This is a genomic window from Desulfopila inferna, assembly GCF_016919005.1.
GTDB lineage: Bacteria > Desulfobacterota > Desulfobulbia > Desulfobulbales > Desulfocapsaceae > Desulfopila_A > Desulfopila_A inferna.
Genome location: NZ_JAFFQE010000002.1, coordinates 712715 through 732049, shown reverse-complemented (window position 1 = coordinate 732049; position 19335 = coordinate 712715). Strand labels below are relative to the sequence as shown.

Below are 19335 nucleotides of genomic sequence, written 5' to 3'. Positions count from 1 at the left end.
TCAGCACAATTACATCACCCTGAACATGAATAAAAATGACCGTAGGTACCACGAACGCTTTCTCCTGCAGCTCCAGGCCAAATTAAGTGCAGCTGCGGATAGTGCGGGAAATCCTATCAATGAAGTAACCACCGCGGTAAATATAAGCTCCGGTGGCGCCTTCCTGATCACCGATATACCAATTCCCCTGGCCAGCAGGGTATACCTTGAATTTTTGGTCGACTACGATCAATTGAAAAAACTCCGTTTTATCCTTTCGGCGGGCAGCCTGAAGAAGCTCGGAGCCGAGAAAATCTGGGTTAAGGCAACAGGGGTCGTTATTCGCGCCGAGGAGACGGGTCTGGGGATCATTTTTGATCAGGACTACCAGCTTTCACCCATGGATACCGCCGGGTAATTCCGGAATCAGCGTACCTTTTTCAAAAGCAGCGCCGCCCATTCATCCCGGTCCTTTCTCTTTTGCAGGCTAAAGCCCAGATCCTCGTAAACGTCGATTAGAGACTTCGCCTGCCGCTCCTGGAGAATACCCGAGAGAATCACAAGGCCATCCTTTATGGTCAGGCGATATAAATCTGCCGACATCCACTCTAAGACATCATAGACGATGTTGGCTATAACCAGAGAAGATTCCTCTTCCAATTGTGCCAGTGGAGTCTCTCTTACTGCCATAACGGCACCAAGAGCGTTCTTCTCTATATTCTCGGCAGCCGCAGCAACGGCGATAGGGTCATTATCTATACCAAGTACCTTTTCAGCTCCCAATAGAGCTGCCGCCATTCCCAGAATCCCCGTTCCGGTTCCGACATCGAGTACACTGCGAGGTCCATTGGGCTGCGCCATCACTTCCTTCAGCATCTGCAAGGCAAGAGCCGTGGTGGCGTGGTGCCCTGTGCCGAAGGCCATACCCGGATCCATGACCAGGACCTCTTCTCCGGGTTTAGGCTGGTAGTTCTCCCAGGAGGGCGCTATGACAAGTCCATCAGTAACGGCAAAAGGTAAAAAATGCTTCTTCCAGTTCTTTCCCCAATCCTCCTCTTCTATTATCGTCCAGCTGAGTTCAGGCGGGTTTACCTGAAAAATCTCCGCCAGCTCCAGAGTGTGATCAGCAACCAGCCGGAGTACCTCTTCAAGCTCATCCTGAGACGGATTTTCCTTCTCAACATAGGCATTGAGGGACTTCAGATAAATATCTTCATCAATGCCGATTTCCACCCCCGCACCGACGATGCCGATAAGGAAATCGGCAATAGAATCGACGAGAACCGGTTCTGTAATAAATGAGAGCTTTAGCCATCTTTTCATTTTAATCCTTGTTGCCTGGTTAAGATTTCAAACGATCGCCTTCATAAGTCATGGGCATTCTTTCATCCAGCTGTCTGCTCTTTAACTTGAGGGGGAATCAATTAGGATACGACTCCAACAAATATATTTCGACAAAAAAAGTATTTCAGATTACCCTTAGAGGTCTTTGGAACGTGCCCTTCAGTACATAATACTTTGGACACTTTCGACACTCTTGGGAACTCTGCCGAAGAGATTATTCATTACCTCTTAGCATCATATTTTCCCGTGAAACATCATTTTTACAACGCCATCGACTATAATACTCAATTCATTGCCTGCCCTGACTGTGATCTGTTGATGCATAAGATACGGCCCCCCGATGACAGGAAGAGCGCGTGTCCCAGATGCGGCCGTGTACTCCTTCAGCATTGCCGCGACAGTGTAACCAGGTCGCTTGCCCTGGCGTTGGCAGGGATGTGTCTCTACTTCCCCGCCGTCCTCATGCCTCTCTTGACTTTTCAGCAGCTCGGCCTGCACGAAACCGGTAATATCCTACAGACCATAATGAAATTTCTCGACAGAGACTATTATTTTGTTGCCGCAGCCGTATTCTTTTCTGTCGTCATTTTTCCGTTGCTTAAGCTCTCTCTTCTGGCAACTGTGGCTTTATGCCTTCGTCTCCGCAAGTATCCGCCCCATCTGGGCAGATTATTCCGAATATATAACCATCTTGGTGAATGGGTCATGGTCGAAGTCTATCTTCTCGGCATTGTGATAACGGTTATCAAGATGCTGCAAACGGTGGAAATAGATTTCAATATAGGCTTTTTCTGTTTTACAGGCCTGGTATTGATAACCATGGCAAGTTCGCTGGCAGTATGCCGGGAAAGCTTCTGGAATCTTATAGAAAATAAGGGTAAGAGCGATTCGCTGCCGGTACAGAGAGATACGGCTTCTACTTCCCCTTTCGCTAATCTTACGGCGGCCGGCAATAGTCTGGCGGTCTGCAGCGATTGCGACAAGCTCTCGCCTGTCCTGAATTCTATGCCTGAGGGTCAGCAACGCTGCAGTCGCTGCGGCGCTGTTCTTCATCTGCGGAAACCAGCCAGTATAGGCCGGACCTGGGCACTCATAATCGCCGCCGCCCTTTTTCTCTATCCCGCCAATTTTTTACCTATAATGCGTGTCGAATTTTTCGGTATACCCAGCCATTCCACCATTCTCGACGGTATTATTCTCTTCTTTCAGGACGGCTCCTATGTCATAGGGCTGATAATACTTACAGCCTCAATCCTGGTTCCCGTCTTCAAGATTGTGGGTCTGGCCATAGTTCTGCTCACTATTAAATTAAATCGTCCGAGATATCTACGGCAGAAAACCGCTATGTTTCGTTTTATAGCGTTTATCGGCAGGTGGTCCATGCTTGATATTTTTGTCATTGCCCTGCTCGGTTTCTTTGTGAATTTTGGTTTTTTCTCCTCAATTGAAACAGCACCGGCAGCTACCTATTTCTGCCTGATGGTGGTCGCCACAATGCTTGCAGCGCTAACATTCGACCCACGAATCATGTGGGATCTGCTATCCTCGGAAAAACCGCAGGATAAATCGGCCATAACCGGGGAAACACTTCATGGAACCAATTCCTGAATTCAAGAAGAGAAAAGGCATTTCACCGGTCTGGATTCTTCCCATTATCGCTCTGTGCATCAGTGGCTGGATCGCCTATACCAGCTACCAGAATGCCGGCATCGGTATTGTTATTTTTTTTGATGACGCCAGCGGCATCACCCCGGGGAAAACCCAGATAATTTACCGCGGCATTCCTATCGGGCAGATTTCCCGACTCGAGCCTGATCTTGACAACCGGAGAATCAAGGCCCTTGCTGAAATAGACAAAACCGCGGCCGGTCTGCTCGTCGAAGATACCAGGTTCTGGATTGTCAAGCCGGAAATTTCCGCCGCCAGCGTTCAGGGCCTCGACACTCTTCTCTCCGGTAGTTATATCGGCATCCAGCCGGGGACCTCATCGGATCCGGAAGAAACCTTTACAGGATTGTCCTCGCCGCCGCCGATACCGGCCGAAACTCCGGGCCTCCATGTCAAACTGCGCGCAGAAGAGCTGGGTTCCGTGCAAACCGGGTCTGGCATCTATTTCCGAAATATACGTATCGGCTCCGTCACCAATGTTGAACTTGAACAGGGTAACGATTTCGTCATCATCAACATCTACATCAAACCTGATTATGCTCATCTGGTAAAAGAAGACAGCAGATTCAGTAAGGCCGGCGGCATCAATATTTCCGGAAAACTCACCAACCTGGAAGTACAAATAGAATCCCTGGCCTCGCTTTTAAAGGGCGGGATTGTCCTGTTTACCCCGGAGGTATTTAAAGATTCCAAACCTGCACAAAACCGACAGGTTTTCCCCCTGTATGAAAACATCGAATCGGCCAGATACGGCATTCCCATGACACTTCAGCTCGCCTCCAGTACTGGAATTACCGAGGGAGAAACTCAAGTTATCTATCGAGGACTGGTTGCCGGTATAGTCGAAAAGATCGAATTCAACGAGGATGAACGGCATTCGGTAACCGCTCATATCATGCTTGATCCCAGGGCGGAACGGATCCTCCGCAGCACCACTGAATTCTGGATAGTCAGGCCCGAGATTAGTCTCGAGGGCATGGAAAACCTGGATACTATCCTCTCCGGCCCGTATATCACTTTTCTTCCGGGTGACGGGCCATTTAAAAAAAATTTTGAGATTCTGCCGGAACCGCCGCCCCTCAGGCCCCTGCGGCCCGGATCCGAACTGCTCCTCAGCGCCGCGAAATCACACTCTATTAATAAAGGCGCTCCGGTAAAATATAAAGAGAAAAAGGTCGGCGAGGTCCTGGATGTCGGATTTGATGATGATTTTGACAAATCGGAAATACTGATATTCATTTATGAGCAATATGAAGAGCTTGTTCAACCCTCTTCTGTTTTCTGGAAAGAAGGAGGTATCACCTTTGATGCCGGCTTCTCCGGTGTTCATTTGCAGACGGACTCTCTGAATGCCGTCTTAAATGGCGGAATTTCATTTATCACCCCCAAAACTGCCGCCGCCACTTCCCCCGATAAGACTGACAATATCAACTTTTCCGTATATGAAAGTTACGCCGAGGCTGTGAGAGAATCCCCCCTGCTCCAGTCCGACGGTTATCATTTTCAATTAAAAACGGATAATCCCGAATCCTTTAAGGTTGGAACCCCACTCTATTATCAGAAAATCGAGGTTGGGAAAGTAACCGGGTTTCGCCTCTCGGCGGATAACCACACCACAATTATTGACTGTTTTCTGGAAAAACAATACGCGGGTACAGTTAATTCTTCTTCGCGATTTTACAATATCAGCGGCATAACCGTCAAAGGCAGCCTCTCCGGATTCACGGTGGCTGCACAATCTCTTCAATCCATTGTCACCGGGGGTATCGGTTACTTTACCCCTCTGCGGAATGCCCTCCCCCAAAAGAACGACATTTTCCCTCTCTATGCCGATAGAAGCGCGGCCGAAGATATCGATAAGATAACCGTTTCCGTCAGGTTCCGTGAATCAGGTGATCTGCGCAAGGACTCCCCTGTCAGATACAAAGGTGTTGAAATAGGTCATGTAAGTGATCTCAGCTTCGCAGAGAACATGAATGATATAATAGTAAGGCTTTCGATTGATAAAGAAGCCGAGTCCTTTTTTCGGAGCCGCACAATGATATGGACCGAAAAGGCGGAGATGAGCCTTTCCGGCATCAGGAACTTGAAAAATGTTCTTTTTGGCTCCTATCTCAGTATCCTGCCGGGATCCGGCAATCTCAGTAAAGAATTTATCGCTCTGTCCGAACCTCCATCCTTCACCGTGGAGAATACTGCGGGATTGCATGTCATACTTGAAAGCAAGCATCTCGGCTCGCTGAAAATCGACTCACCGGTCTTCTACAGACAAGTAAAAATCGGCAAGGTAGTGAGCTACAAACTCTCCGATACCTTCAGGAGTGTCTTTATCCATTTAAACATTGAAGATCCTTACAGACCTTTAATCCGGGAGAATACCAAGTTCTGGAAAGCAAGCGGCGCCAGGATTGAAGGTGGTTTGTTCTCCGGACTTTCCGTCTCGATAGAATCACTGGAGGCATTATTGGCCGGAGGGATCGCCGTGGCGACTCCGAATAATTCCAGGATGCTGAGTGGTTCGGAAAAATACCACTTCACTCTGCATGATCAGGCCGAAAAGGAATGGCTGGACTGGCAACCTGAAATAAAGCTCGTGGAAGGGGAGGAGTAATCGCCTCCTTCTGTCTGTATATCAAAATTATCTATTCAACAAAGATTTCCTTAATTAATTTTACAGCATTTTTTTATTGATCATCATACTGATATCTTAAAAAATATTAATACTCAAGATCTGACCCTCATTCTTCCCTGAAAAGCCATCCGCTTGATTCATTCATCACTTTCGGTTATAATTTATTCGATCATAAAGACTTGAAAGAAATTGAAGCGGCAGCAGAGCTTCGTCTTTCACTGCCCGTTATCGACTGCGACACATCTCATTATCCCGGCTTTTTCACCCTTGATACTGTCGTATACTATTAATATCGATTTTCCATACAGGTTTCTTATGCCGGAAAGCGCCTTTTCCTGACATTATTCTTATGAAAGAAGAGCTTACTCAAGATGCAATGAAGCTGCCGCTCTTGATTTCGGTTCCTCATGGCGGCTATAGCGTTCCCCCTGATATAGTGCATCGGATAGCCTTGGATTTTTCGGATATTTTTCCCGATAGCGATCCTTGTACCCGTTCCATCTATTCTTTCAGGGATGAAGTCTGCTATTACCATGATTCCAATATCGCCAGAGCCATAATCGATCTCAACAGAGCTCCCGATGATCTGCCTCCCGAAAATCCTGATGGTGTGGTCAAGAACCACACGGTCATGGAAACCCCGGTGTACCGTCAGGGACACCGACCTGATAGTCGGCTCATCCAGGATCTGCTGGAAAGATATTACTACCCCTATCATCAGCAAATAGCTGAGGACATGACTGATCCCGCCCTGGTCTGCGGTCTGGATTGCCACTCGATGCTCGAGTATCCTCCAGGGACCGATACCGGAGAAAATGAAAGACCTTTTATCTGCCTCAGTAACTGCGGTGATGAAAACGGCTCGGGAGAAGATCTGGATATCTCCTGCCCCGCTGATCTTATCAATCTCTTTGCCGACTGTCTGCGCTCTGAATTTCCCGAAGAAGCGGACCGGATCGTTCTTAATAATCCCTTTAAAGGCGGACATATCTCACAACTGCACGGCAAGCAGATTCCCTGGATTCAGATCGAACTTAACCGAAGCGCTTACCTGCGTCGTCCGTGGTTCGATCCTGAAAGCCTGCAGGTAAATGGAAAACGGCTGCAGTATCTGCGCCATAAGCTATTCCAGGCCATTCTTTCCTTCTGTGAAGAAGCTGGCAGCATGCGTTATTTGCCGAATCAACCCAGTCTGCAGTATCATCTGAGACATTTTGCCCCGTCCCTTCTGTAGTTTTTCAATTTTCACCTTGTTGTTTTTCCACAGGAATCCCGCTTTCTAAAGATAATATACCCCTCGAGTGTCGTCCCGCATTGCTTTGACAATCACATCCGTCTCTGCTACATTCTCCCGGCTGTTTCTTGTTTCTCCTACATACTTCCGGAGTCTTTTAATGTTCAACACCAGTCAGACAGGCACCTATGGTTCCGCAATGGCCTTTGCCACGGCAAAATGGGCGATTTTTCTCATTCTCATCCTGACCTATATACTTGTCTATTTCCACAGAATGGCCCCAGGGGTTGTCTCTGAATATCTGATGATGGAATTTCAGATTAGCGGCACCCAGTTGGGAACCCTTTCTGCTATTTATTTCTTCGTCTACGCATTTATGCAGATTCCTTCGGGTGTGCTTGCCGATACCCTGGGTACACGAACATCTATTATCAGCGGTAATCTCACAGCAGGGCTCGGTTCCCTCTGTTTTGGCCTGGCGACCTCTTTTGAAATGGCATGTGTCGGCAGATTTCTCGTAGGCCTGGGAGTCTCTGTTGTTTTTGTCGCAATAATGAAAAATAATTCGGTCTGGTTTAAAGAGAGGGTTTTTGGTGTTATGAGCGGTCTTACCCTGCTGGTAGGCAACCTTGGTTCTATTCTGGCAGCAGGACCGCTTTCGCTCCTTCTCGATCATTATACCTGGAGGTCTATATTCACCGGTATCGGAGCGATGTCAATTGTACTGGCTATCCTGGGTTTTCTTGTGGTTAGAAACAGGCCGGAAGATCTTGGCTTCTCCGCCCCTAACGGTCCTGGAAACCTTCGGGACGGGCTCCAGGACAGCTGGATGAAGAATCTTCTTGATGTCATGAGAATAACTCGAATCTGGCCCGGTTTCTGGGTGCAGTTCGGTATGGTAGGGGGGCTCTACTCCTTTATGGGTCTCTGGGCGATCCCGTTCCTGCGGGACACCCAGGCAATGGGCAGGAACCAGGCGGCCGATTATGTTAGCATGATGATGCTTTTTTTTGCCGGGGGCGCACTTTTTTTGGGCTGGTTTTCCGACAAATTAGGCAAAAGGAAACCTATACTGCTCGGCAGCGTCCTCTGTTATTTTGGGGTCTGTGCACTGCTGATGTTCAGCCCATGGCAGCCGGGCCCTGCCGGATATATTCTTTTCAGTCTCATGGGATTTGCCGGAGCAGGGTTCGTTTTGACCTTTGCCTGTGCCAAGGAGATAATTCATCCTGAACTTTCCGGCATGGCAGTAAGTGTTGTCAACACCGGCTGTTTTATCGGCACTGCTCTGATGCAGCCTCTTTTCGGCTGGATAGCTGATATTTACTGGGATGGCCGGGTAGTGGATGGCATGCGTATCTACTCGGCGGCCGATTATCATCATGGATTTTGGGCGATGCTCGTTTTTGCGGCTATAGCGGTTTTGGGTGCGATACAGGTCCGGGAAACCGGATGCCGCAATATTTACAGAAGCTTCAGCTGAAGTATGGAACTCCCATCGTGATTCCTCGACAGGCACTGTTGAAAGCAGAGGACCACGAGAGGCCGGATCTAAATAGATAGGCAGAGCGCTATTTTCGGTGAAAGATTAATGCTTCTTCCGTTTCCTCTTAATATTGTAGCGTTTTTGGGCTTCGGCGGCGATTTTGCCGACATTGAGTCCTATATCTTCTTTGGGCATGATGGTATACAGATTATATTTCAGGGAACGCCTTCCCGGATTGGTCTGACAATAAACGCGCAATATCCCCAGGATTGTCAGATCGCCGTATTCCGCAAAAACATCTTCCGGCCGTAATTTTATCTTTCTTCTCTTCATCTCCTTGAGAAGCGGGGGAGTGATGGCCTCAAAGGAGATTGTGGCGAACTCTCCAAATTTTCCTATGCCTACAATCCTGGTGAGTCCGGTAAAGTTGTTTTCCTTATATCTGGTATCATGACAAACGACAATATACGGAGGATAGAGGCACTTGCCGTCACTCGAGACCGGTTTTTCCCTGGCCCTGTCAAGATCCCGGGTAAAGATCTGAGTTTGCTCCCGGGAGAAGTTGAATTCTGCCTTGTAATAGGCGAAGAAAAGAGGTGGGTTTATGAGCCCTACGGAAAGACAGGAACTGATGCGGGTACGGGCGCCATAGGGTGGTTTCATGTAGATCGGACAGTGACTCCTGATGATGTCGTCTGCACTGATTTCGATCGGAGCAGAATTACCGATTTTCATCTTTCTACGGTGGGCCGCCCTTTTATAGGTAAAAATTCTTCTCGCCGCCTTGGAAAAAAAACCGCCGTCAAGGTTGATCCCATTAGCGATGCCATCCGGGTAGAGCAATGTGGCATTGTCATATCTCATGGACTCTCGGATTTTTTTCCTGAAACTCTCTCCGTCGATCTGACCATAAGGCGAATAGGGGATAAATTGCTCATCGACATCCTGGTAGATCAATCCCCCGGGAGTAAAAATTGCCCCTTTGTTATCAAATTTTCCTGTTGCTCCTTCATCGTTCTTACCAGGTAAAAATCCGTCCTCGTTTAGCCCAAGCATCCTCCAGAGAGTATCCAGGCGAATTGCCACAATCTCCCGAATCAACTCATTATCAATGATTGCTTTTTTAGTGACCATATTGAAACGATTTATACCTGATAAAGAAAATAATATTTATTTGCAAATACTTACGCTCTTTCAAAAAGCGGTGCATCCGAGAGAGAAGCAAAGATTCCGTTGGTCTCGGAACCTATATGTTATTGTATTTTTAATTCATTTTCAACACCTGCCGGACGGCATCAATGCCTGTGGGTGTGTTTTTCCCTCTTGCTCCTGTGTTTCATCAGGAATGAATAGGCACAGGTTCGAAGGTTGAAGAGAAGCAGCCTCATTCTGCTCTTTCAGACTGCCAACTCAATTTCAGCAGAAAAAAGCTCACGGGAATATAAGCGGATAGAGCCAGAGCCGCTATTGAGGGGTAAATTATTCGTGTTTCCGGTGAATAAATGAGAAGAAAAGACACAAATGCAGGTACCTTGTCAAAATGGAGCATTGAAAAAAGGGCAAGGATAATTTTTCTCATCAAATCAGGATAATCCGGCGCAACCCCTTTGGAGGCTTTGTAAAAGAGAAAAAGTGCCGCCATTGTGCCTATAAGGTAGAGACAAGTTCCTGCAAAGACGTACATCCCGAGTGTGCCGGAGTCCATACTGAGCCGCTTTTCATCAGAGGGAAACCAGAGCAGGGCCGGAAGAAAGACACTGAGGATATAGGCAAAGAATCCTCCTATAAAATACTGGAAATGATGGGATGATACCGTCTCTTCTTCGGCACTCTCCTTTCTCCCGGAGAAAAGCAGCGCCGCAATTCCTGCCAGTATGAGGGCCAGGAGAAAAAATGGCCAGGCCGCCCCATCACCATAGATGGGGAACCACAGTTGCCTGTTTTGCTGGGGCACTACGAAGAGGATTCCGAAAAAAACGGAAGCCAGAGCCCCGAACCCGATAAGCAGACCACTCATCACGCGAGCGTATCCTGCCATGTAACTTATTGCAGAGGCCCCTGAAACAAAAAGTACCAGTATAATTCGTATAATCATAAACTCACTCCATTAATTCAGACAGCGTCCCTGCGGTTTCCTCCAGCCTTCAATCCGGAACTATGGATCCATCCTGTTTTTCTGGAAATTTTCTTCTTCATTTATTAAAAGGAACCTCGTCAATGTACTTATCATACCATCAATACCGGGACCTACAGACAATTTTCTTTTCATTGCTGATAAGTAATGTAATAATGATTTCATCAGATTAAAAATGACTTCTCCAAATTTTCCAGCCTTTGACGCCGTAGCCGTGTTCTACAGTTCAAGCAGAGTAAACCAGCCATGTTGATTGCCATTATCTCGGATATCCACGGAAATCTCGAAGCTTTTCAGAAGGTAATCGATCATATGGAAGCGCAGCAACCGGAAAAGGTGATCTGCCTGGGTGATCTGATCGGTTATGGCCCCGACCCCGATGAGGTCGTCCGCCTCTTTCGATACAAGGGATATTTATCCGTACTCGGTAACCATGAGGCGGCCCTGCAAAATCGGCGGATGCGGAACTGGCTGAATTTTCCGGCCCGGGAAAATTCAATTGAAACCGAAAAACTGTTGTCCAGAGAAAGTTTCGACTTTTGCTGCGGCCTCCCTGAGACTATAACTGTCGAAAATGCTCTTTTTGTTCACGGTTTTCCGCCTGCCTCGGTATTGCGCTCTGTAACCATGGCCTCAGATAGTGATTTGAAGAACTACTTTAAAAGCACGAATACCGATCTTTGTTTTGTCGGACACACCCACGAACTCCTTATCTTCTGCTGGGATGGCAAGAGTCTGAGGCGGGAATCTCTCGACCAGGACACATACCAGCTCCACCGGCAACATAAATATATCATCAACACTGGAAGTGTAGGTCAGCCCCGGGACGGCTCCAACAGTGCAAAATACATCCTCTGGGATACCGTGAGGCATCGCCTGGAAATCATCCGGATCAAGTATGATTATAGATCCACGGCGAGAAAAATTCAGAAGCGTGGTTTTTCGGAAGCATTCGGACGCAGATTATTATGAGAACAATCGGTAAATATATTGTCCAGGGAAGAATTGGCAGAGGCGGTATGAGTTCGGTATATAAAGCCCGGGCTCCAATAACGGCACGCACTGTTGCCATAAAAATCCTGCAGCCCCGAGATGACATTTTTATAGAACTGGTCGGGGAGGAGGGGCTCCGGAAAATATTTCTTGAAGAGGCGCGCCTGATGGGGGAAATTTCCCATGATCATGTGGCCAAGATTCTTGATTGTGACGAGAACGACGGCTCGCCGTTCATTGTTCTTGAATATTTCGCTCATTCCATCGGTTCGCTCATTGGAGAGACATACCTGCTGGAAGAACCTTCCAGGGTTATCAGCCTCAATAAGGCCTACCGCTATATTCGCCAGGCACTGCACGGGCTGGAAAGGCTGCATTTCGCCGGTATTATTCACCGTGACATAAAACCTTACAATCTGATGATCACCAACGATGACCGAATAAAGATTATAGATTTCGGTCTCTCCAGGGTCCGCGGAGAAGAAAAGACGGCCATACCCGGCTTGCAGGTGGGTTCTCCCTATTATGCCGCCCCGGAACAGGAAAAGGAACCGAAAAATGCCGACGAGAGGGCAGATCTCTTCAGTGTCGGCATCATGGCCTACCGTCTGGTGACCGGCCGGCTTGTCAGCCATAAGCAGCACATTTCTCCCCCCAGCAGCTTCAATCCCGATCTGGATTCCGAATGGGACGACTTTCTGCTGAAAAGCATCAGCAGAGATACCCGGCAGCGGTTCCAGTCGGCACTTGAAATGAGACAGCACCTCGATGAGCTTTATACAGGCTGGGTCCGACGGTCAAAAAAGGATTGTACATACATGGCGCAAGACCCGGTAAAAACCCAACCGATCCCGCGTTCCCTCCGTTCCAGGCCGGTCTTTATCCTTCATAAGCAACTGCAAAAAGAATTTGATCTCGACTCGCTCATGCGTCCAAAAAACTACAGTTCCCATCGCTTTGAAATCAGAGACAACAACCTTCTGGCATGCCTGGATACCGGTCAACTCTGGCAGCGGCAAGGTGCAGGCTTTCCGCTCACCTGGAACAAGGCCCATGAATATATCGACTACCTCAACAGCAGACAATGGCAGGGGTACACTCACTGGAGACTGCCGACCACTGAAGAACTTGGCTCTCTTCTGAGACCGCCTACTTCCATGCGGGATTTCTGCTTCGCCTCCTATTTTTCACAGGATATCCACTGGCTCTGGAGCAGCGACACCTGCACCAGGCAAAAAGCCTGGGTGGTGGATATTCAGGAGAGCTATTTTCAGGAACTGGACAAAGACGGTATGGCCGCTGTCTGCGGTGTTGTTTCCAAGTGAATATAATAGTAACTATTCAGCAGCACCCTATCTGCACGCCCATCTGGAGCACCCGAAGTCGGAGTGTATGCCCGTCTCGGTGCTTACCTCAAAACAGTTACAGTTTAAGGTAAGCTACTGATTTTATTTGCTCATTGCTGAATAGTTACAATATATATTACAGGGAAACTTCGGGATCTCCACTGCCTACAAGTGGTAATATTTTGTTAACCTTGAAATACACCAGATGCCGGACAGCTTCCTTGTTCTCTTCATATTTCCCCTTTCTTCTATATATTTCCTCTATTTTTGCCGAATCCTGCTCCTCCGACGTCTTTTCCAGATACAACCTGATGCCGCTTACCCCTTTTCCCTCCGTCATGAATAAATACGCCGCCTTGGGATTTTCCTGAAGATTGCTGTGGCTCAATTTTTCTCTCATGATAAAGGCAATCTGTTGATCCTCCATAAAGTGAGGAGTGGCATACACCGCCGCATCCACGTTTCCAGCTCCATCTGCGGTAGACAAAACTCCCCGACCGCTATTCGTTTCAAAAAAATCCTGAAGTTTCATTTATTTTTCTCCTTATAAAAGGTTCTGCCCTGAATGAGAGTTTTTCTCAAGAAGCTTCTTCAGCCAAACCATAAAGCACAAGCCGTTAAAATCAATCAGCTCTTATTTGATATTTCCTGTGTACTGGCCATTCTATTCTTTCGACATCCGACCATTCGTTATTACCTTATGCAGTGTTTTCACTTTTACTGTAAATCCCCTAATAATCCGGCCTGGATCAGCGGTCCTGGAATACATTTTATCATGAATAAACCAACACTCGGCCATCATTTCTCATGACTCTGCCGCATTTACTTCTTGCTCTGCTGGCTAATTTCGCCTGGGGGTTCAATTTCATTGCCGGAAAAATCGGCGTGGATCATTTTCAGCCGCTGCTGTTCACCAGCATCCGTTTTATCTTTCTTCTGCTGCTGATGCTGCCCTGGCTGAGGCCGGCCAGGGGATATATGTGGCCTCTGCTGAGGGTTTCATTTCTGCTTGGAGTGCTACATTTCGGCATGATGTTCACAGGTCTAAAAGCAGGAGGCAATATTGCCTCCATTGCAATTGCTACTCAACTGTATGTGCCTTTTTCAGCCGGGTTGGCTGCGATTTTTCTGCGTGAACGCATCTCCCTTGTAAGGATACTGGCAATAATGATTGCTCTGATGGGTGTAATGGTCATCGGCTTCGACCCCATTGTCTTTACTCACCTGGATGCCATGATCTGGGTGATCGGAGCAGCATTTGCCATGGCCGGTGCCACAATATTGATGCGCCGCTGTCCCAATCTCGGAGTCTTCAAGCTGCAGGCCTGGATAGCCTTGACAGCATCGCCTTCTCTTTTGCTGCTTTCCTTTATTTTCGAATCCGGACAGGGACAGATTCTGGCGGATACACGCCTGCTTGACTTCTGGTCTCCACTTTACTCAGCAATCGGTGCCTCTATAGTTGGTCATGGGATCGTGTATTTCCTTATTGGCCGATACCAGGTATCGGTGGTAACACCACTGCTCTTGCTTGCTCCTATTCTCGCCTCGGTTTTTGGAGTATTCTTCTTTAATGACGTACTGGGTTGGAAGCTGATAGTCGGTGGGGCAATGACACTGCTGGGTATTCTGGTGGTTTCCATTTATCCTGATCTTCAAAGGAAGAAGCGGCGCCTGGATGAGACATAGTCGTTCACCGTTATGAAATTCATAACAACCAAGAGGCAGTCAGTCCCTGCTAAGTCAGAGCAACAGAATAAAAGTCAGCACCGGAAAAGAAAGGAGAGTGGAAACAAGAATTGTCGAAGAAGCCAGCGACGCATCGCTATGCATCTGAGAGGAGAGAACATAGATGGCTGTTGAAGTCGGCAAGGCGAAAAAGATCATTCCCACCTGAAAGGCAGTACCGCTGACTCCAAACAGCCGCAGGAAGAGGAAACCGATCAGGGGAAAGAATATCAATTTAGTCAATGCTGCAAGCAGAGACAGCGGAATGTGCTGACGGATTCCTGCAAATGTCAGGGTACCGCCGATGGAAAGCAACGCCAGCGGCAGGGTCAGCATGGAGATTAGACTCAGGCTGTTGTCAATAAAATCCGGAAATCCGCTAAAGCTGCGGGAGTAGATGATGCCGATCAGGCAACCGATTATCAGAGGATTGGAAAGAAGCGCCCTCATAACCAGCCTGCCCCTGTTCTTTTGCTGAAGTTTCTCCTGGGAGTACCAGATAAGCGTAGTGATGGCGACCACATTTATTATGGGTATGGCAATTCCTATCAAAACACCGAAATAGCGGATTCCCTCTTCACCGAGACTGTTAAGGATTATAGCAACCCCCATATATGTGTTGAACCGGTAACAGCTCTGGGCAAAAGATCCGGCCTGGTAGTAAGAAATCCTGAAAACAAGGATAAACACAAAGCTGAGCAGGAACATGACCAACAGGGCGGCAAGGACGGCAAGGCAAAGATCCCAGTTAATGCCGTTTTCATAAGAAGATCCTCCGATCTTCCAGAACAGCATCAGGGGAAAAAAGATATAGTATACCAGTTTGTCCGAGGTCTGCAGGAAGATGGTATCAGTCAGCCCTGACCTTTTCAGGAAAAATCCTAAAAGAATGAGCACCACCACCGGAAAAAGAGAATTGAGAATGAGCATGTGAAAATCTGAAACATCTCCTCTTTTTGATTTCACTTGATTTCGGTCCCATGCCGAAATTTACAATTCAATAACTACTTTATTTTGATTAATTCCAAAAGACCTGATAGAAATTCCAGCACATTTGATGAGTATAGCCGAAATTATCACTTCTGATGTCATTACATTCTATTTCATCTTTATCATAGATTCAGCAACTTATACCCACACGACTACCTGCATTTATGATTAGATTCAATTAGACTACATTTTCTGATGCAAATTGGGTATATTGGCAAGCAAATAATTTGTCCAGCACAATTATCTCTCATCGCTAACACCAGAAAGTATTAAATACAAGAAAACAATAAGGTTCTTAACCAGCTTGGCTGGTGTAGAATATTGAAAAATTTTTATTAATCATCAGAAAATTTCCGCCGGAACGCTGTGAACTCTTATTTCAAGCAATCATTACTGAATCAGGTCATTCTTTTCAAAAGCCTGTCCAGAAATCCGAAGTTCTGGTTGATACTCTCAACTGATATAGTGCTGCTTATTGTGGCGCACTACCTGGCCTTTGCCATCCGTTTTGCCGACAGCCTCTATGGTCCCGCGCCTTTTAATTATCTGTCGCTCACCTCGATTTTTACCCTGCCTGTCCTGCTTATAAGTGTTAAGATTCCTGTATTTTATGCCGTCGGCCTCTACAGGGGGATGTGGCGCTACACCAGTTATTCGGATATACTGGATATTCTCAAGGGGACAATATACGCAGCCGTTCTGGTGATCGTGGTGCTCCTCTTTGCCAATCGCTTCGAAGGCTATTCCCGATCCATTTTCATACTCGACTCGCTGCTGACCTTTTTTCTCATTACCGGACACAGGGTCGCCATCCGATATTTCTATAAAAATCTTGAAGGTCCACGCCAATTCTTTAAACGAAGACTTAGCGTCCGCAAAAGGAAGCTGCTTCTGGTAGGTGCCGGCTCATCCGCTGATAAGGTTCTTCGTGAAATCCAGGGTAATAGAGCTCTACCATATATCGTTGTTGGTATGGTGGATGATGATCCGGACAAGGCGGGTCTGAAGATCCATGGGATTCCGGTTGTCGGCCTGCTGGAAGACCTCGCTCAACACGTAGACCGAACCAGCGCCGAAGAAATCCTCATCACTGACTCCAAAATAAGCAGTAAGGCAATGCAGCGGATAGTCACCCTCTGCCAGGAAAGTGGAACCCCCTTTAAGGTACTCCCGGGAATTGATCAATTTATAGACGGCAAAGTCTCCATTAAGGCTATACGTGATATTTCTTATGCCGATCTTCTCGGCAGGGAAGAGATCAGGCTGGAACAGGAAATAATTGGCAGCTACCTCACCGACAGTGTCATTCTCATCACTGGGGCCGGCGGCTCCGTAGGCTCAGAGTTGAGCCGACAGATTCTTCGTTTCTCCCCAAAACAGATTATTCTCTATGATGCCGGAGAGGAAAATCTCTATTCCATCGAAATGGAACTGCAGTATGAATTGGGATACTGGAATACCATCGCCGTCCTGGGGAAGGTTCAGGACCAGAGGCTGTTAGAATGTATTTTTGAAAAGTATAAACCTTCAGTTGTTTTTCATGCAGCTGCCTATAAGCACGTTCCACTTGTAGAGAAAAATCCCTGGCAGGCCATACACAACAATGTTTTTGCGGCCCAGCTTCTTATTGAGACATCTATTGTCCATAAGGTTGAGCGGTTTGTTCTGGTCTCCACGGACAAAGCGGTTCGACCGACCAATGTTATGGGAGCCTCCAAACGACTGACCGAACTACTGATGCTGGCCTATGGCCAATCAAACTGGGACGGCAGTTTTTGTCCGGCACGTGCACGGCTGCATGAGATGGAAATTCCAACCGCTGAACGTCGGGAAAATATCAGCACCCATAAAACCATATTTATGGCGGTCCGCTTCGGTAATGTTCTTGGTTCTTCAGGCTCTGTAATTCCACTGTTCAGGAGGCAAATAAAAAGGGGAGGGCCCGTGACGGTAACACATCCTGACGTCACCCGGTATTTCATGTCCATTGAAGAAGCTTCCCAGCTTATCCTCCAGGCCGGAGCCATGGGGAGTGGTGGTGAAATTTTCATCCTGAAAATGGGAGAACCCATAAAAATAGCGCAGATGGCCAGAGATCTCATCAAGCTTGCCGGCCGTGAGCCCGATACCGAAATAGAAATACAATACACCGGCTTGCGTGCAGGCGAAAAGCTCTTTGAAGAACTCATCACCGAAGGGGAAGGAATCCTGCCGACCAAACATGAAAAGATCATGGTCCTGCAGGGCAACGGAAAGACCTGTAATGAACTGAGCCTACCTCTCGAGCGGCTCCTTCAAAAATCCAGAGAACACGATAGCCATGGCATCAAAGAACTGCTGCAGCAATTGATCCCGGAGTACGATCCAGACTACTCCACTGATTCACTGAATATTCAGCTTCAAAATGACACCTTGCAAAATTGATAATTTCGTAAAAAGTCATCGAAGTCGTCGAGATGGGCTCTGCGATAAGCGCAGATCGAGCTTTTTACGAGTCCATCAAAATTAAAAACAACAGGAGCAAAAGAGGAAATTGAATTGGTAGAATCAGTACTCGTTAGTTTTGTTCTCGGAGGACTTGGAGCAGCATGCATTTATTTTTTTGGAAAAGATCTCGGATTCATAGATATTCCAAATCACCGAAGTTCACATAGGAAGCCTATTCCTAAAGGCGGCGGTATCGGCATTCTCGCTGCATTTCTACTTCTCTCCATGCTTACCAGGATTCCTTTGCTTTTCTCCGCTTCCGTCAGCATAATTTCTTTATTTGGCCTGCTTGGCGATCGCAGGGACATATCTCCCCGGCTGCGGTTGACAGTTCAATTTATTTGCGCATTGCTGGCAGTTCTCGTTTATTTTGATCGTGATTCAGCCGGCACACTGGAATACTTTCTCCTGCCTGTTTGGATTTTTTTTATTGTCGGAACTGCCAATTTTTATAATTTCATGGATGGTATCAATGGCATTGCCGCCATCACCGGTGCTGTTGCTTTTGGATTTCTTGCTTTTTTTCTTCATCTTGAAAACCTTGAGCCATCCTTTGGTATCATTTCGGCATCTCTGGCTTTTGGCTGTCTTGGATTTTTGCCCTTCAATATCCCACGGGCACGTGTCTTCATGGGGGATGTGGGGAGCATACTGCTCGGTTTTGTTTTCGCCGTCATCGTCTTTAGAATTACAGATTCGATTCTTGATTTTCTGTGTTTTTCATCCCTGCTTTTTCCATTCTACATAGATGAACTCTCAACCATGGTTATTCGCCTGAAAAATGGGGAAAATCTCACCCAAGCCCACCGCTTGCACCTCTATCAGATTGTTGCCAACGAGAAAAAAATGGCGCACTGGAAGGTTTCTCTGTTATACGGCCTGTTGCAGTGTATTGTCGCCATTGGGGTGTTCTCGTTAAAGCCCATGGGAATCATGGCGGTTCTGCTGTTTCTTTTTCTTGCTTCAGCGGGTTTTCTGCTGTTAAGCTTCTGCATAAGGGCACGGCTCAGGTTTGGTGAAGAAACGAAAAAACCAGTTTAAAAAGAAGTTTGATTAACAATATCAGCCTGAAATGCTATGATCTGCTATGTACAAAAAATTAGATTCGGCACCGTAAAAAAAGGCTTTTGCAATAACTTCCAGCCTCGCGGCATGAATACACTGAGTTCCTTCAGTTAATAATGGACTCAAAAAAAGTTCGATCTGCGTCATTGTAGACCGCCTAATCGCCATTAGAGATCCTACGCCTATCGAGCTTTCTCGACGTCGGAGTTTATGCCCATACGGGTGCTTGTCGCAGATTTCAACTCGGCG

15 protein-coding genes are annotated in these 19335 nt (G+C 47.2%); 10 read left to right on the top strand and 5 right to left on the bottom strand.

Going from position 1 to position 19335, the window contains the following annotated elements; genetic code table 11:
- Nucleotides 1-25: 25 nt before the first annotated feature.
- Nucleotides 26-397 (top strand): PilZ domain-containing protein, encoded by a 372-nt coding sequence (locus JWG88_RS07235; protein WP_205233032.1) that lies wholly within the window; start codon nt 26-28, stop codon nt 395-397.
- An 8-nt stretch (nt 398-405) separates the two neighbouring features.
- On the opposite strand, the gene prmA is transcribed toward JWG88_RS07235, so the two are convergent.
- On the bottom strand, nt 406-1302 hold the full coding sequence (gene prmA / locus JWG88_RS07230) for a 50S ribosomal protein L11 methyltransferase (RefSeq protein WP_205233031.1): 897 nt from the start codon (nt 1300-1302) through the stop codon (nt 406-408).
- A gap of 267 nt (nt 1303-1569) precedes the next feature.
- On the opposite strand from prmA, the gene JWG88_RS07225 reads away from it, so the two are divergent.
- From JWG88_RS07225 to JWG88_RS07210, 4 genes are all read left to right on the top strand, one after another.
- A complete protein-coding gene (locus JWG88_RS07225) occupies nt 1570-2931 on the top strand; it encodes a paraquat-inducible protein A (protein WP_205233030.1) in 1362 nt (453 codons plus the stop codon).
- Nucleotides 2915-5602 (top strand): PqiB family protein, encoded by a 2688-nt coding sequence (locus JWG88_RS07220; RefSeq protein WP_205233029.1) that lies wholly within the window; start codon nt 2915-2917, stop codon nt 5600-5602. The genes JWG88_RS07225 and JWG88_RS07220 overlap by 17 nt, the downstream gene beginning before the upstream one ends.
- A 370-nt stretch (nt 5603-5972) precedes the next feature.
- Complete coding sequence (locus tag JWG88_RS07215) at nt 5973-6857, top strand: N-formylglutamate amidohydrolase (RefSeq protein ID WP_205233028.1); 885 nt, start codon at nt 5973-5975, stop codon at nt 6855-6857.
- A gap of 160 nt (nt 6858-7017) precedes the next feature.
- A complete protein-coding gene (locus JWG88_RS07210; RefSeq protein ID WP_205233027.1) occupies nt 7018-8340 on the top strand; it encodes an MFS transporter in 1323 nt (440 codons plus the stop codon).
- A 105-nt stretch (nt 8341-8445) separates the two neighbouring features.
- Here the strand turns inward: JWG88_RS07210 and JWG88_RS07205 are convergent, their stop codons facing one another.
- Nucleotides 8446-9477: a hypothetical protein gene (locus JWG88_RS07205; RefSeq protein ID WP_205233026.1), complete on the bottom strand. Its 1032-nt coding sequence runs from the start codon at nt 9475-9477 to the stop codon at nt 8446-8448.
- Nucleotides 9478-9727: 250 nt separating this feature from the next.
- On the bottom strand, nt 9728-10438 hold the full coding sequence (locus JWG88_RS07200; protein ID WP_205233025.1) for a hypothetical protein: 711 nt from the start codon (nt 10436-10438) through the stop codon (nt 9728-9730).
- Between the two features lie 285 nt (nt 10439-10723).
- Here JWG88_RS07200 and JWG88_RS07195 point away from each other — a divergent pair, with 285 nt between their 5' ends.
- On the top strand, nt 10724-11449 hold the full coding sequence (locus tag JWG88_RS07195) for a metallophosphoesterase family protein (protein WP_205233024.1): 726 nt from the start codon (nt 10724-10726) through the stop codon (nt 11447-11449).
- Nucleotides 11446-12795 (top strand): protein kinase domain-containing protein, encoded by a 1350-nt coding sequence (locus tag JWG88_RS07190; RefSeq protein WP_205233023.1) that lies wholly within the window; start codon nt 11446-11448, stop codon nt 12793-12795. Before JWG88_RS07195 ends, JWG88_RS07190 begins: the two co-directional genes overlap by 4 nt.
- Before the next feature lie 157 nt (nt 12796-12952).
- On the opposite strand, the gene JWG88_RS07185 is transcribed toward JWG88_RS07190, so the two are convergent.
- Nucleotides 12953-13348, bottom strand: coding sequence for a pyridoxamine 5'-phosphate oxidase family protein (locus tag JWG88_RS07185; protein WP_205233022.1), 396 nt, complete (start codon nt 13346-13348; stop codon nt 12953-12955).
- A gap of 275 nt (nt 13349-13623) precedes the next feature.
- Here JWG88_RS07185 and JWG88_RS07180 point away from each other — a divergent pair, with 275 nt between their 5' ends.
- Complete coding sequence (locus JWG88_RS07180) at nt 13624-14505, top strand: DMT family transporter (RefSeq protein WP_205233021.1); 882 nt, start codon at nt 13624-13626, stop codon at nt 14503-14505.
- Nucleotides 14506-14559: 54 nt separating this feature from the next.
- Here JWG88_RS07180 and JWG88_RS07175 read toward each other — a convergent pair whose 3' ends face one another.
- Nucleotides 14560-15474: an AEC family transporter gene (locus JWG88_RS07175; RefSeq protein ID WP_205233020.1), complete on the bottom strand. Its 915-nt coding sequence runs from the start codon at nt 15472-15474 to the stop codon at nt 14560-14562.
- A 504-nt stretch (nt 15475-15978) separates the two neighbouring features.
- On the opposite strand from JWG88_RS07175, the gene JWG88_RS07170 reads away from it, so the two are divergent.
- Nucleotides 15979-17958: a polysaccharide biosynthesis protein gene (locus JWG88_RS07170; RefSeq protein ID WP_240194307.1), complete on the top strand. Its 1980-nt coding sequence runs from the start codon at nt 15979-15981 to the stop codon at nt 17956-17958.
- Between the two features lie 114 nt (nt 17959-18072).
- Entirely contained in the window at nt 18073-19062 is a 990-nt protein-coding gene (locus JWG88_RS07165; protein WP_205233019.1) for an MraY family glycosyltransferase, read from the top strand.
- Nucleotides 19063-19335: the final 273 nt, after the last annotated feature.